The sequence below is a fragment of the Rhodoglobus sp. genome, from assembly GCF_053580035.1.
The window spans coordinates 59,443-74,383 of the sequence record NZ_JBMDVL010000004.1; the positions used below are offsets into that span (position 1 = coordinate 59,443).

Below are 14,941 nucleotides of genomic sequence, written 5' to 3' on the forward strand. Positions count from 1 at the left end.
CAGTACTCTTAAGGAGTGAATCCTGCTGATCTTTCTGCCACCCTGCTCTCTGTCGTCTCCCGCATTGCGGCGGACCGCGGCACGCCCGATCTGGGCCTGACCGTGACCGATCTGGTGTTAGAGCGACCGCGAAATCGCGATCACGGTGATTGGGCATCCAACATCGCTATGAAATTGGCGAAAGCGCTCGGGGCCAACCCCCGAGAGCTCGCAACTGAGATTGCCGAACAGGTTCGTGCGATCAACGGCATTGCTTCGGTGGATGTCGCAGGCCCCGGTTTCATTAACATCACGCTGGATGCTGCTGCCGCTGGCGCACTCGCGAAGACGATCGTCGAGCAGGGTGATGTGTATGGCAACAACGATTCGCTTGCCGGGCAAACCATCAACGTGGAATTCGTTTCGGCGAACCCCACTGGCCCGCTGCACATCGGTCACACTCGCTGGGCCGCTCTCGGTGATTCACTGGCCCGCATCCTGAAAGCTGCCGGTGCTGAGCTGGTTAGCGAGTTCTACATCAATGACGCCGGAAACCAGATGGACAACTTTGGGGCGTCAATTCTGGCGTCAGCGAAGGGCGAACCGACCCCCGAGAACGGGTATCCGGGTGCCTACATTGCGGAACTCGCTCAGCGTGTGCTCGCGTCGAACCCTGAAATTCTTGAACTTGATCACGATGCTGCGATCGCTGTGGCGCGCGAGCGTGGCTACGAACTTCAGCTTGGCGAGATCAAGAAGTCACTTGCTGCGTTCAACGTGCACTTCGATGTCTGGTTCAGTGAGCGTGACCTTCACGCGGTGAAGGACGACGGCAAGAGCGCGATCGATACGGCCGTTGAGCGTTTGCGTGCTCAGGGCCACGTCGCCGATATCGATGACGCGGTGTGGGTCAAGACCACCGACTTTGGTGATGACAAAGATCGTGTGATCAAGCGCGGCAATGGCATCTACACCTATTTTGCTGCCGATGCGGCCTACTACTTGAGCAAGGGTGACCGTGGCTACGCCCACAAGATCTACCTACTCGGTGCCGACCACCACGGTTACGTTCACCGTCTCAAGGCGCTCGCGGGCGCGGCCGGTGACGACCCCAACAAAGATATCGAGGTGCTCATCGGGCAGCTCGTCAGCATCAACGGCGCTCGCCTATCTAAGCGCGCCGGCAACATCATCGAGCTCGACGACCTGCGCGAATGGCTCGGAACGGATGCCCTGCGCTACTCGCTCGGCCGCTACCCCTCCGATTCGCCGCTCAACCTCGACCCGGAGATTCTGCAGAAGCGCACGAACGACAACCCCGTGTTTTACGTGCAATACGCGCATGCCCGCACGCACAGCGTTGCTCGCAATGCGGGGGAGTCGGGAGTGGATCGCAGCGTCTTCGATGCCTCACTACTCACGAACGAAACCGAGAGCATCCTGCTGGGTGTTCTTGCTGAATTCCCGCGCATCGTGGCTCAGGCCGCAGAGTTGCGCGAGCCGCACCGCATCGCGCGCTTCGCGGAAGAACTCGCGGGCAGCTACCACCGCTGGTACGACCAGTGCCGGGTCACGCCGATGAACGATGAAGAGGTTACCGATGTGCACCGCACTCGGCTCTGGGTCAATGACGCTGTCGGCCAGGTTCTGCGCAATGCGCTCTGGATGCTCGGCGTCAGTGCACCGGAGCGGATGTAGATTTCGTGGCAGACACAGACCAGCAGCCCACTGTCGAACTTGTTCTCGATGATGGCTCTCAGTCAGCATCCCGTCCGCAATCGCGTCGTCGTGGTTGGCGAGGCTGGTGGATCGCTGGCGGCATCATCGCGGTCATCCTGATCCTTGGTGTTGTGCTCGTTGAGACGGCAGGGCGCGCTGCCGCCGAGACTCTGGTGCGCGACGAAATCGCCTCTTCGCTCGGAATTGAGTCAACGGATGGCGTCGCTGTTGACCTCGGCTCTGGCTCCCTCGTGCTGCAAGCACTCACCGGCGGAATCGATGTCGTGACAGTCGAACTCGATCGTGTCGAAGTGAACGGCCTCGAAGCATCCGCCCACATTGTGGCGACAGAAGTGCCGTTGCTTCCCTCTGGCGCGCTTGACACCTTCACGATGGAGGCATCAATCCCGAACTCTGAGATCACCAAATTGGCGAGCACGCTCAGCGGCATCGAACTCGATTCCATCGAATTGCAGGAGCCAGCGATCCGGGTCTCCACCGTGTTCCAACTGCTCTTCATCCGCATCCCGGTCGCGCTTGACCTCTTGCCAGTGGCGGCGGGGGATTCCCTCAAGTTTGAGCCGCAATCGGTGCTCCTAGGAGATCAACAAATTTCGGTTGCCGATTTACGAAACAACCCTCTCGTTTCTGGGCTTGCTGGCAGCCTCCTTAGCTCGCAAAAGTTCTGCGTTGCCTCGTCGATGCCCGCAGCGCTCACGATCGACTCCGTCGCGGTTGAGGGTTCTGACCTCATCATCCAGCTCAGCGCAGATGGCATTGCCCTCGGCGATGACCGATGGCAGCAATACGGCGTTTGCGCTGCGGAGTAACTCGATTCAGCGCTAGCCGAGACTGCCGTTAGAGTGGTCAGCATCCCCTACGCTCGTGCGGACACAATCCGCCGCTTTTCGTCTACATCTCTGTGAGGTGCGACTGTGTTCGCGAATCCGCTGGCGCCCGAGTGGCTAAACGCTCCCGCCGAAGCAAACTCTTTGCCGTCGACCGTCTGGTCGCATAATGCGGCGCGCACAGAAACTGGCGAACTCGCGATTGCCGGCGTTACCGCTAGTGAACTTGTTCGTGACTTTGGCACCCCCGTGTACGTCGTCGACGAAGCGGATGCAATCGCTCGCGCCACCGAGATCAAGAATGCCTTCGATAGTGAGTTCGCTCGCATCGGTTCGAGCGTCAAGGTGTACTACGCGGGCAAAGCATTTTTGTGCACCGAAGTTGCCCGCTGGATGACGGCAGCCGGTCTCAACATCGATGTTGCTAGCGCCGGCGAAATGGCTGTTGCGCTCGCGGCTGGTGTCGACGCATCGCGACTGGGATTCCACGGCAACAACAAGAGTTTTTCCGAGATCGACCGTGCCGTGCGCGCGGGCATCGGCCCCATCGTTATCGACAGCGTCGTCGAAATCGGTCGGGTTGCTGAAGCCGCCGCACGGCACGGTCGAACCCAGCCGGTGCGCTTGCGCATCAATAGCGGGGTTCACGCGTCAACTCACGAGTATTTGGCGACAGCACGTGAAGACCAGAAGTTTGGGATTCCGTTGTCGGATGCTGAGGCTGTGGTGACGCACATTCGTTCGCACTCCTCGTTGGAGTTTGTGGGCATCCATTCGCATATTGGTTCGCAAATTTTCGATACTGCTGGCTTTGCGGAGGCGGCGCAGCGTTTGCTTGAGTTGCATGCGCGACTGTCTGCTGATGGTCCGGTGCCTGAGCTGAATCTTGGCGGTGGTTTCGGCATCGCCTATACCTCGGCAGACGAGGCGTTGCCGGTTGCCGAACTTGCCGCGTCGCTTGCCACCATTGTGGAAACCGAATGTGCACGCCTGGGCATCGCTGTTCCTCGCATTGCGATTGAACCAGGCCGTTCCATCATTGGGCCATCGACGACAACGCTGTACACGGTTGGCACGATCAAAGATGTGCTCGTCGATGGCGAGGCCGTGCGCAAGTACGTCAGCGTTGATGGCGGCATGAGTGACAACCTCCGAACTGCTCTCTATGGTGCCGATTACTCCGCCCGAATTGCCAATCGTGTTTCGCCGGCTGACCCGACGCTCGTCCGTATTGCAGGCAAGCACTGTGAAGCGGGCGACATCGTTGTGCGCGCCGAATATTTGCCCGGCGATATTGAGCCAGGCGACATAATCGCAGTACCGGCAACGGGCGCTTATGGGTGGGCGATGTCGAACAACTACAACTACCTCGTACGGCCGCCCGTTGTCGCCGTTCGTGAAGGAAAAGCTCGCATTATTGTGCGCGGCGAAACCGAAGAAGACTTACTCAGCCGCGACGCAGGAATCACACCATCGGGAGAATCTGAATGATCGAATACCGCAACCTTCGCGTCGCAGTTTTGGGCGGAGGAAGTGTCGGATCACAGGTCACCGCACTGTTACTCGAGCACGCTGACGAGCTTGCTGCTCGAGCGGGGGCCGGGCTTGAAGTTGTCGGCGTCGCTGTTCGTGACCTCGATGCACCGCGCGATACCGAGATCCCGAAAGAGTTGCTGACAACCGATGCGGAGTCGCTCATCGTTGGCGCCGATATCGTGATCGAACTCATTGGTGGGCTTGAGCCTGCGCGCACATGGATCCTCAAAGCACTGCACTCCGGGGCTGATGTGATTACGGCGAACAAAGCGCTGCTCGCACATCACGGTGCCGAACTTTTCGAAGAAGCCGCCCAAGTTGGTGCCCAGCTCTACTACGAAGCTGCCGTTGCTGGCGCGATTCCGATCATTCGCCCGCTTCGCGACAGCCTTGCTGGCGATCGTGTGCAGCGCATCCTCGGAATCGTCAACGGCACCACGAACTACATTCTTGACCGAATGGATGCCACGGGCGACAGCTTTGACGACGCCCTCGCCGAGGCAACTCGCCTCGGGTACGCCGAAGCAGACCCCACCGCCGACATCGAAGGATATGACGCCGCCCAGAAAGCCTCGCTCTTGTCGAGTCTGGCCTTCCACACGCGCGTTCCGCTCGACTCGGTGCACCGCGAAGGAATCACAGGAGTCACAGCCGCGCAAGTCGTTGCTGCCCGCAAGGCCGGCTACGTCGTCAAACTTCTCGCAATCTGCGAACGAGTAGTGGATGCCGCAAGTGGCGTCGATGGCGTTAGCACCCGAGTGCATCCCGCTCTTGTACCGCTAGCTCACCCCCTTGCTGCCGTGCACGGTGCCAACAATGCCGTCTTTGTTGAGGCCGAGGCTGCAGGCAGTCTCATGTTCTACGGCGCCGGCGCTGGCGGACTCGAGACGGCATCCGCGGTTCTTGGCGATGTCGTTTCTGCTGCACGTCGGCACGTCATTGGCGGCCCCGGCGTTGCCGAGTCCACGCACGCCAATCTTCCTATTTTGCCGATCTCGAGCGTAATGACGCGCTATCAGATCACCTTGACGGTTGTCGATGAGCCGGGTGTGCTCGCGTCAATTGCCGCAGTCTTTAGCGATCATGGAGTCTCTGTTGAGGCGGTCAACCAGACCGTCGGCGCAGTAACTGAGGGTGTGCCTAGCGCTACCCTAGTTACTGTGACGCATGAGGCGACAGATGAGTCGCTTGCCGCCACGGTGGCCGCGCTTGCCGAGAATTCGGTTGTGCGTGAAGTTGTGTCCGTTTTGAGAGTTGAGGGGCTTTAACCAGTGGGTAGCGAAATCAAGAATCGGCAGTGGCGAGGCGTTCTTCACGAGTACGCAGATCGTTTGAACATCTCTGATGCAACTCCGATCATCACCTTGGGGGAGGGTGGCACACCGCTTCTTCCTGCTCCAGCTCTCTCTGCGCGCACTGGTGCGAACGTGTGGGTCAAGTTCGAGGGCATGAATCCGACCGGTTCTTTCAAGGACCGCGGTATGACAATGGCCATTTCCAAGGCAGTCGAGCACGGTGCGAAGGCGGTCATTTGCGCCTCGACCGGTAACACGTCAGCGTCGGCAGCAGCGTATGCCGCTCACGCCGGAATTACCGCCGCTGTTCTTGTGCCTGAGGGCAAGATCGCGATGGGCAAGCTCAGCCAGGCCATCGCCCACAATGGCGAACTCATTCAGGTTCAGGGCAACTTTGATGACTGCCTCGATATCGCTCGCGATCTCGCAGACAACTACCCCGTGCACCTCGTGAATTCCGTTAACCCTGACCGCATCGAGGGCCAGAAGACTGCTGCGTTCGAGGTCGTTGAGGTCTTGGGCGATGCCCCCGATTTCCACATCGTTCCCGTCGGCAATGCCGGAAACTACACCGCATACTTCCGGGGCTACAGCGAAGAACTTGCACGCTCGGCCACCACCAAGTTGCCGCGCATGTTTGGTTTCCAAGCCGAAGGCAGTGCACCGATCGTTCGCGGCGAAGTGGTCAAGCATCCCGAAACAATCGCTAGCGCCATCCGCATCGGAAATCCCGCTTCGTGGCACCTCGCCACCGAAGCCCACAAAGTCTCCGATGGCTACTTCGGTGCCATCAGCGATGCCAAGATTCTTGAAGCTCAACGCATTCTGTCTGCCGAAGTCGGCATCTTTGTTGAACCGGCATCCGCAATCAGCGTTGCGGGCTTGTTGGAGCGCGCAGAAGCTGGTCAGATCCCTCGCGGATCGACAGTAGTTCTTACCGTCACCGGTCACGGCTTGAAAGACCCACAGTGGGCGCTCAAGACGGCAAGCGGCGACGATATCACGCCCAAGATTGTTCCCGTTGACACCGCTGAGGTCGCCAGCGTTCTGGGGTTGGCCAAGGCATGACCTCGCTGGTCGGTCGCAGCGTCGTAGTGCGTGTGCCGGCGACCTCAGCGAATCTTGGTCCAGGTTTCGACACGCTCGGGCTTGCTCTATCGCACTATGACGAACTCATCGTCACAGCGGTAGAGGGCTCGGGTGTCACGATCGATGTCACGGGTGTCGGCGCCGGCATTGTTGCCACCGACGAGTCCAACCTGGTGATCCAAGCGATTCAGCATTGCTTTACCCACTTCGGGCAGACAATGCCAGCACTGCATGTGAGCGCAAGCAACGTCATCCCGCACGGTGGAGGGCTCGGCTCCTCTGCGGCGGCGATCGTTTCTGGAGTAATGGCAGCCAAGGGGCTGCTCGAGGGCATCGTCGAGATGGATGCCGCGACGCTCCTGGTGCTCGCAACCGAGCTAGAGGGGCACCCCGACAATGTCGCACCAGCCCTTTTGGGCGGACTCACGATCGCATGGAGCACCGAGACCGGGCCGCAAGCGAAGAAGTTGATCGTGCATCGCGGAGTTTCACCTCTCGTCTGTGTTCCCGACTTTCGGGTGTCAACGGCCCATGCGCGCAGCTTGCAGCCAGAAACGGTGCCCTACGCTGATGCGGTTTACAACGTTTCCCGGGCGGCACTGCTCATCGCAGCTCTTGCCCAGAGCCCCGAATTGTTGCTCGAGGCCACCGGCGACCGACTTCATCAGGACTACCGGGCTGCAGCGATGCCCGAGACAACTGAACTGATTCGGATGCTGCGCTCCCACGGTCACGCCGCCGTAGTTTCTGGTGCCGGCCCGTCTGTGCTCGTGCTCGCCGACGACCCAGCGAGAAGACTTGAGGCTATGGCACTCGTGCAGGAACACGCCGCCACGCCTTGGGAATGCCTACTCTTAGCTGTGGACTTCAAAGGTGCTACAGTGATTGAGCACCAGGTAGAAGCTACGGCGTAGTCGTAGCATCCCGGTTGCACTTCACCCGTCGCATCCCCGAATTAGATTCCTGCGCATCCGCGTAGACATCGGTGAGCGACTAGCTCTCCACCATCGCTCGAAAGCGTGGTTGGGGAAAGGAACCCCAAGTAGTGACTGACGTCAACAACCACGCATCAAGCGTGGATTCCCGTGCCGCGCTGAGCGCGTTGCGACTGCCCGAGCTTCAAGCAATGGCAGCCGAACGCGGCATCACCGGCACTTCAAAACTTCGCAAAGGAGAACTCGTGGAAGCTATCAACGAGAAGAACAGCAACACCGCACCATCCGCATCAACAGATGCAGCAGCATCAACAGCAGCTGAAGTAGCTCCCGCACGCAAGCGCGCTTCGCGCCGTGTCACGAGCGTCGACGGCGCCGCAATCGCAGGCTCCGAAGCTCCCGCTGGCGCCCCGCAGGTTGCCAAGACCGCTGCACCAAAGACTGCTGCACCAAAAACTGATTCTGCTGCTCCCGCAGCAGACGCTGCGCCGTCAACCGGTGCCGCAGAGCAGAAGCCAAAGACGGCTCCTCGAAAGAAGAAGGTCGACGCTGCACCAGCAGCAAGCGAGTCGGATGCTGCAGCAACCTCGAGCGCACCGACCGATGCACCAGCATCATCGGATGCTCCCGCAGCCGCCGCAGCGCCTAAGCGCAACCGTCGCAGCTCAAGCCGCGCCGCAGAAGCCACGTCGGGCTCGAACGATGACGCCAACTCTGGCGCGTCAACCGATGCCACGCCAGACAAGGCGCAGAGCGATTCCGACAGGGGCGGCGACGCCGACAAGGGCAGCGATGCTGGCAAGGGTCGCAACGCTGGCCGTAACAAGCGTGACAACAACGCCAACACTGCGGACAACTCCGACAGCGGCAGCGACAAGAGCAACAACTCCGGCCGTGGATCATCAGATTCCGATTCCGACAGTGATAACGATGGCGACAACAACTCCGACGGTGAGTCGGGTTCGGGGCGTAACCGCAACCGCAACCGCAACCGCAACGGACAGAACGCCGATGGTTCAGGTCGTCAGAACAACAACCGTCGCCAGAACAACAACGGTGGCGGCAACGAACCTCGTGAGAACCGCGAGCCTCGGGAAAACCGCGACAACCGCGGCAGCAACGACAACCGCGGCACCAACGGCCCGAACAACCAGGACGACTCACGCGGTGGCGACGCTGATTCCGAGCGCGGTGGACGTGGCCGTTACCGTGACCGCAAGCGTGGCCGTGGCAACATGGGCGACGACTTCGAGCCAGAGATCACCGATGATGACGTCTTGATCCCGGTTGCCGGCATCCTCGACGTTCTCGACAACTACGCTTTCGTTCGCACCACTGGTTACCTTCCCGGCAACAGCGATGTTTACGTTTCGCTCGGTCAGGTCAAGAAGTACAACCTGCGCAAGGGCGACGCTGTCGTTGGTGCCATCCGCCAGCCTCGTGACGGCGACAACAGCCAGGGCCGCCAGAAGTACAACGCCATCGTGCGCATCGACTCGATCAACGGTTTGCCCGTTGAAGAGGCAGCCGACCGCGTTGAATTTGGCAAGCTCACCCCGCTCTACCCGCAGGAGCGTCTGCGTCTTGAAACCGAGTCGACCATGCTGTCGACCCGCATCATTGACCTTGCTGCTCCGATCGGCAAGGGCCAGCGCGGTCTCATCGTTTCGCCGCCCAAGGCAGGCAAGACGCAGGTTCTGCAGGCTATTGCGAACGCGATCTCGAAGAACAACCCTGAGGTTCACCTCATGGTCGTTCTCGTCGACGAGCGACCTGAAGAAGTCACCGACATGCAGCGCACCGTCAAGGGCGAAGTTATTGCTTCGACCTTCGACCGTCCAGCTGAAGACCACACCACCGTCGCTGAACTTGCTATCGAGCGCGCTAAGCGCCTCGTTGAGCTCGGTCACGACGTTGTTGTCTTGCTCGACTCGATCACGCGCCTCGGCCGTGCCTACAACCTGACGGCACCGGCTTCCGGTCGCGTTTTGTCTGGTGGAGTCGACTCAGCAGCGCTCTACCCACCGAAGCGGTTCTTCGGTGCGGCACGCAACGTTGAAGAGGGTGGCTCGCTCACCATCATCGCGACGGCTCTCGTTGAGACTGGCTCGAAGATGGATGAAGTTATCTTTGAAGAGTTCAAGGGCACCGGCAACATGGAGCTTCGTCTCTCGCGCCAGCTCGCTGACAAGCGCATCTTCCCGGCAGTCGACTTCAACGCATCCGGCACGCGTCGTGAGGAAATGCTTCTCGGTGCTGACGAAGTGAAGGTCACCTGGAACTTGCGTCGCGCTCTTGCAGGTCTCGATCAGCAGGCCGCTCTCGAGATCGTGTTGAATAAACTCAAGGAAACGCAGTCGAACGTTGAGTTCCTCATGCAGATCCAGAAATCGCTTCCTTCCACTAACGGTAAAAAAGAGGACTAACTATGTTCGAGTCAGTACTGTCGCTGCTGACCGAGCATGGGGAGCTCGAGGGTCAGCTTGCTGACCCCGAGCTCCACTCAGATCCGGTCCGCTCGAAGAAAGTCAACCGACGTTACGCCGAGTTGTCGCGCATTGTCGCGGCCTACAACAACTGGCGTCAGTTGACCGATGATCTCGCGGCCGCCACAGAAATGGCTGACGAGGATGAGTCGTTCGCTGCTGAGGTCCCCGGTCTTACTGAGGAACTGGATGCAGCGCAGGAGAAGCTTCGCCGCATCCTGATTCCGCGTGACCCCAACGATTCCCGTGACGTGATCATGGAAATCAAGATGGGGGAGGGCGGTGCAGAATCGGCTCTCTTCGCTGGCGACCTGCTGCGCATGTACTTGCACTACGCAGAGTCAAAGAAGTGGAAGACGGAGATCATCGAGCAGACCTCGAGCGATCTTGGCGGCATCAAAGATGTTCAGTTGGCCGTCAAGGGCAACTCGAGCGATCCCGCTGAGGGCGTGTGGGCGCACTTGAAGTACGAGGGGGGAGTGCACCGCGTTCAGCGTGTGCCTGCCACTGAGTCTCAAGGCCGCATCCACACTTCTGCTGCTGGAGTGCTCGTGTTCCCTGAGGTCGACGAGCCAGAAGAGGTCGAGATCAGCCAGAACGATCTCAAGATCGACGTGTATCGCTCCTCGGGCCCCGGTGGCCAGTCGGTGAACACAACGGACTCCGCTGTTCGTATTACTCACCTTCCGACCGGCATCGTCGTGGCCATGCAGAATGAGAAATCGCAACTGCAAAACCGCGAAGCCGGTATGCGAGTGCTGCGTGCGCGCATCCTCGCCCGCTATCAAGAAGAAGCGGACGCTGAGGCGAGCGAATACCGCAAGAGTCAGATTCGCACCATGGATCGCTCCGAGCGCATCCGCACGTACAACTTCCCTGAGAACCGCATCGCTGATCACCGCACGGGATACAAGGCCTACAACCTTGACCAGGCGATCAACGGTGCTCTCGAGCCTGTCATCCAGTCGTGCATCATGGCTGATGAAGAGGCGCGCTTGGCGGCAGTCGGCAACGACTCCTAAGCCTGAAGTGACATCTGGACACAACATCAGTGTCGCTGACCTTCTGGGCAGCGGCACTGAATTGTTGACTGCCGCGGGAGTGCAGAGTCCCGCTGTGGATGCCGAACTTCTCGTAGCGCACGTTCTTGAATTGAGCCGCGGTGAGGTTCGTGTTCGCGTGGTCACCGGAGCGACAGTGCCTGCGGAGGTGGAGTCGACAGTGCGCGAACTCTTTGCGCGCCGCGCCGCTCGCGAACCTCTGCAGCACATTACGGGCATGGCGCCGTTCCGAAATCTTGAGCTTCGGGTTGGCCCCGGTGTTTTTGTGCCACGCCCGGAGACAGAAACAGTGGTGCAGTTCGCGATCGATGCGCTCAATGCGAGTGCTACTCCTGAGCCGATCGGTGTCGATCTTGGCACCGGTAGTGGAGCGATTGCTCTCTCAATGGCCACAGAGGTGCCGCGCGCTCGTATTTATGCGGTCGAGCTGTCGCCCGACGCGATGCCATACACGAGCGAAAACTTTCGTCGCTACGGCGCCGATAACGCGACTCTCATCAACGCTGACCTCGGGGATGCCTTTCCTGAACTCAACGGCACCGTCGATGTTGTGATTTCGAACCCGCCTTACATTCCCGCGGCCGCAATCCCGCGCGACATCGAAGTGCAGCTCCACGACCCCGCTCTGGCGCTCTATGGAGGAGAAGACGGCATGGATGTCGTACGCCGCGTCTCAACGACGGCACGCCGGCTTTTGCACCAGGGTGGCACTCTCGTGCTCGAGCATGGCGAAGAGCAAGCCTCGGCATTGGCCGCGCTGCTCACGGCAGACGGTTGGAATGCTGTTGCCCACCACAAAGACTTGCTCGGCCGAGATCGCGCGACTACCGCGCTGCTCTAGGAACGCGCTTCTGGCCCGCTCTCGCGTGCCAGCGTCGCTTGTGCTGCGGTCGTTTTAGGCGCGCGCGTTGGCGAACTCTTCGATAGCACGGTGTAGTCCGGCGCAATCGAGAAATTGGTGACTTGTTATTCCGAGTTGCCGCGCTGATTCCACATTCACCTGCATGTCGTCAACGAAGAAAGCGTTGCGGGCATCAACACCATAGGCATCGAGGGTTCGTTCATAGACTGCCGGATCGGGTTTGCGCGCCCCGTAGTGACTTGAGGTGCGCAGGTTGTCGCCGAAAATATCTACGAGTTCAGGGGCGAGGGTGGGCAAATGATCGCCAAGGAGGGCTCCGTTGTTCGTGAGCAGGGTCGCCTGTCCTAGCTCGGAAGCGCGTTGTGCAGCTGCGATGGAATCGGGCCACACCGTCATTGCTGCTGCTCTGATCTCGACCCAGCGTGCGACATCCACTGACTGACCGATTGCACGTTCAAACGCTGCGAGGTACTCGTCACCCGTGGGGTAGAGGCCAGCTTCGGCGCCGAATTCGCCGTCATCGTGCCACCAGAGGCGACGCAGTTCGAGAAAACTGAGGCCGGTCAGCTCGCTCATTGCGGCCATGCGTGCACGCCAGTCGTACTCATAGAGCACGTCATCCATGTCAAAGATGAAAAGCAGCGTCATTGTTGACCATCGCTATCTGTTTGTCGTGATCAGTCTTTCACTGTTTAGACGGGTACCATGTTGGGGACATGGATGACCTTTACGATTGCGCAGACGACGCTCAGCTTCTTACCGGCATGCGGCTCGCACGTGTTGCTATTGGCCGCGGCGATCTTGTTGTCATCCCGACTGACACCGTCTACGGGGTTGCGGCAGACGCTTTTCAGCCCGAGGCTGTTCAGAAGCTCATCGATGCCAAGGGGCGCACGCGTCAGTCGCCGCCTCCCGTTCTGATTCCTGGCATCCCCACTCTCGACGCGCTTGCAGCCGAGGTTCCGGATGAGGTGCGCACTCTTGTCGCCGAGTTTTGGCCAGGCGGTCTGACGATCATTTTGCCAGCACAGCCCTCGCTGAGTTGGGATCTGGGGGAGACCCACGGCACTGTTGCATTGCGGATGCCATCAAGCCGGATTGCTTTGGAGCTTCTGTCTGAAACGGGCCCGCTTGCCGTCTCGAGCGCAAACAGCACGGGGCTTCCCGCCGCGCGTACTGCAGCAGAGGCTCAAGCGATGCTGGGCGAATCCGTCTCGGTGTACCTCGATGATGGTGAGGGCGGCGAACTTGCCTCCACGATTGTGGATGCCACTGGTTTGCTTTCTGAGGGTGGCAAACTGCGCATTGTGCGTGAGGGTGTTATCCCGGCAGAGTCGATCCGTGCACTGATCGGGGCCGACCGATGCGAATAATCTTCTACTTGCTCATCGCGGGCATTGCGGCAATCGTTACTTACGCCCTTGCGCTGCTTGTACTCAAATTGAGTCTCAAATACCGGCTTTACCCGAAGGTTCGCCAACGCGATGTGCACACAACGCCTACGCCTCGACTTGGCGGCGTCGCGATGTTCTTTGGGATCATCGTTGCGTTTGCCGTTGCATCGAGCTTCAGCAACTTTTCGCTGATCTTCAACGACCCAGGTAAGGTTCTTGGCCTGCTTGGCGCAGCGCTCATCATTGTTGTCATCGGTGTCGCTGACGACATTTGGGATCTTGACTGGCTCACCAAACTCGCCGGGCAGATAATCGCGGCTGGAGTTTTGGCGTGGCAGGGGGTGCAGCTCACTACGCTTCCCGTCGGCGGGCAGACCATCCTTTCGCCGTATGTCTCGCTCATCATTACGATTTTTGCCGTCGTGTTGGTCATGAACGCCGTGAACTTCATTGATGGCCTTGACGGGCTAGTGGCTGGTGTCGCTGTTATCGCCAATGGCGTCTTCTTCATCTACGCCTATCTTTTGCAGTCACAGGCCCAAACCGAATACTTCAACCTGGCGTCGCTGACCACAGCGATCCTTATCGGTGCATGTGTCGGCTTCCTGCCGATCAACTTCCATCCAGCCAAGATGTTTATGGGCGACGCCGGTGCACTGCTCGTCGGCCTTTTGATGGCGGCATCAGCAATTTCTGTCACTGGACAAGTGGATGCGGGCTATCTCGCGCAGCCCGATAAATTTACGCTCGATTTCTTGCCGGCCTTCATTCCCATCCTGCTTCCGGTAGCGGTGCTCGTCATTCCGCTGCTCGACTTTGGGCTCGCGATGATCCGCCGTCTCCGAGCAGGCAAATCGCCGTTCAGTGCTGACCGTAAGCACCTTCATCACCGACTGCTCGACATGGGGCATTCGCACCTTCACGCTGTTCTGATTCTGTACAGCTGGACCTTCGTGGCCTCCGTCGGTGTTCTCGCCTTTACGTTTGTGCCGTGGCGTTGGGGCGCGCTGATGTTCGTCGCTGGGCTTGCGGTGTGCGCCGCGATCACCCTTGCTCCCTTGAGCACTCGCAAGGCACGCGAGGCCGCTGCTCAACGTCGTGGCGAGCTGCGCGAAACTCTCGAGAACGACGACGCACGATACGACGGTTTGGATGCCGCGTCCACCGACACCTCACCAACGCCACTCACGAAGGAACCCACCCTATGAAGTCTTCCGCCATTCTCGGCCGTGCTCTTGCCTATGGCGCGATACTGACTGTCGCTATTGCCTTGGCCGGTTCAGTCATCGGTTATTTGGTCGCGGGAACGCCGGGACTCATCAGCGCACTCATCGGTGCTGGACTCACTGCGCTGTTCATGGCGTTCACGGCCGGCACTATCGTTGTGGCTTCGCGAGCCACGAACGGTGATTCTTCGAGCACTCTGTTCTTTGGCATCGTGCTTGGCGCGTGGCTCCTCAAGTTCGTGGTGTTCATCGCAATCCTGGTCGTGCTGCGCGGGCAACCGTTCTTGGAACCTCTCGTGTTCTTCTTTGCAATCCTCGCTGCTGTGATCGGCAGTCTCGTCGTTGACGTGCTCGCTTTCGTTCGTGCGCGTGAGAGTTATGTACCCGGCGTCAAGCTGCCAGGTGAAGATATCTCGACGTCAAACTAATTCTCGTCGGATTCGCCTCTGGATTCGTCGTGAGACTGATTCTCTTGATAGACTTTGACCTGTTCAACCCCCCACTTCCATCG

13 protein-coding genes are annotated in these 14,941 nt (G+C 59.5%); 12 read left to right on the plus strand and 1 reads right to left on the minus strand.

Going from position 1 to position 14,941, the window contains the following annotated elements; genetic code table 11:
* The first annotated feature begins 15 nt into the window (after nt 1-15).
* The 9 genes from argS to prmC all read left to right on the plus strand — a co-directional run bounded on the left by argS (nt 16) and on the right by prmC (nt 11,789).
* A complete protein-coding gene (argS, locus tag ACOH1Z_RS12590) occupies nt 16-1,677 on the plus strand; it encodes an arginine--tRNA ligase (RefSeq protein WP_449648844.1) in 1,662 nt (553 codons plus the stop codon).
* 5 nt (nt 1,678-1,682) lie between these two features.
* Nucleotides 1,683-2,528: an LmeA family phospholipid-binding protein gene (locus tag ACOH1Z_RS12595; RefSeq protein WP_449648845.1), complete on the plus strand. Its 846-nt coding sequence runs from the start codon at nt 1,683-1,685 to the stop codon at nt 2,526-2,528.
* A 105-nt stretch (nt 2,529-2,633) separates the two neighbouring features.
* Nucleotides 2,634-4,037, plus strand: coding sequence for a diaminopimelate decarboxylase (lysA, locus tag ACOH1Z_RS12600; RefSeq protein WP_449648846.1), 1,404 nt, complete (start codon nt 2,634-2,636; stop codon nt 4,035-4,037).
* The gene (locus tag ACOH1Z_RS12605) at nt 4,034-5,350 is read left to right on the plus strand and encodes a homoserine dehydrogenase (RefSeq protein WP_449648847.1); all 1,317 of its coding nucleotides are present in this window, start codon (nt 4,034-4,036) and stop codon (nt 5,348-5,350) included. The genes lysA and ACOH1Z_RS12605 overlap by 4 nt, the downstream gene beginning before the upstream one ends.
* Before the next feature lie 3 nt (nt 5,351-5,353).
* Nucleotides 5,354-6,445 carry a threonine synthase gene (gene thrC / locus ACOH1Z_RS12610; protein WP_449648848.1) on the plus strand — a complete coding sequence of 364 codons (1,092 nt, stop codon included), beginning with the start codon at nt 5,354-5,356 and terminating at the stop codon, nt 6,443-6,445.
* Nucleotides 6,442-7,380, plus strand: coding sequence for a homoserine kinase (gene thrB / locus ACOH1Z_RS12615; protein WP_449648849.1), 939 nt, complete (start codon nt 6,442-6,444; stop codon nt 7,378-7,380). The genes thrC and thrB overlap by 4 nt, the downstream gene beginning before the upstream one ends.
* 131 nt (nt 7,381-7,511) lie before the next feature.
* Nucleotides 7,512-9,827, plus strand: a complete 2,316-nt coding sequence (rho, locus tag ACOH1Z_RS12620; RefSeq protein ID WP_449648850.1) for a transcription termination factor Rho — start codon at nt 7,512-7,514, stop codon at nt 9,825-9,827.
* A gap of 2 nt (nt 9,828-9,829) precedes the next feature.
* The gene (gene prfA / locus ACOH1Z_RS12625; RefSeq protein WP_449648851.1) at nt 9,830-10,909 is read left to right on the plus strand and encodes a peptide chain release factor 1; all 1,080 of its coding nucleotides are present in this window, start codon (nt 9,830-9,832) and stop codon (nt 10,907-10,909) included.
* A complete protein-coding gene (gene prmC, locus ACOH1Z_RS12630) occupies nt 10,869-11,789 on the plus strand; it encodes a peptide chain release factor N(5)-glutamine methyltransferase (RefSeq protein WP_449648852.1) in 921 nt (306 codons plus the stop codon). Before prfA ends, prmC begins: the two co-directional genes overlap by 41 nt.
* A 54-nt stretch (nt 11,790-11,843) precedes the next feature.
* On the opposite strand, the gene ACOH1Z_RS12635 is transcribed toward prmC, so the two are convergent.
* Complete coding sequence (locus ACOH1Z_RS12635; RefSeq protein WP_449648853.1) at nt 11,844-12,458, minus strand: HAD-IA family hydrolase; 615 nt, start codon at nt 12,456-12,458, stop codon at nt 11,844-11,846.
* A gap of 68 nt (nt 12,459-12,526) precedes the next feature.
* On the opposite strand from ACOH1Z_RS12635, the gene ACOH1Z_RS12640 reads away from it, so the two are divergent.
* The 3 genes from ACOH1Z_RS12640 to ACOH1Z_RS12650 are packed head-to-tail and all read left to right on the plus strand — an operon-like array spanning nt 12,527 to nt 14,858.
* The gene (locus tag ACOH1Z_RS12640; RefSeq protein ID WP_449648854.1) at nt 12,527-13,183 is read left to right on the plus strand and encodes an L-threonylcarbamoyladenylate synthase; all 657 of its coding nucleotides are present in this window, start codon (nt 12,527-12,529) and stop codon (nt 13,181-13,183) included.
* Complete coding sequence (locus ACOH1Z_RS12645) at nt 13,180-14,412, plus strand: MraY family glycosyltransferase (RefSeq protein ID WP_449649007.1); 1,233 nt, start codon at nt 13,180-13,182, stop codon at nt 14,410-14,412. Before ACOH1Z_RS12640 ends, ACOH1Z_RS12645 begins: the two co-directional genes overlap by 4 nt.
* Complete coding sequence (locus tag ACOH1Z_RS12650; RefSeq protein WP_449648855.1) at nt 14,409-14,858, plus strand: Cg1360 family ATP-synthase-associated protein; 450 nt, start codon at nt 14,409-14,411, stop codon at nt 14,856-14,858. The genes ACOH1Z_RS12645 and ACOH1Z_RS12650 overlap by 4 nt, the downstream gene beginning before the upstream one ends.
* Nucleotides 14,859-14,941: the final 83 nt, after the last annotated feature.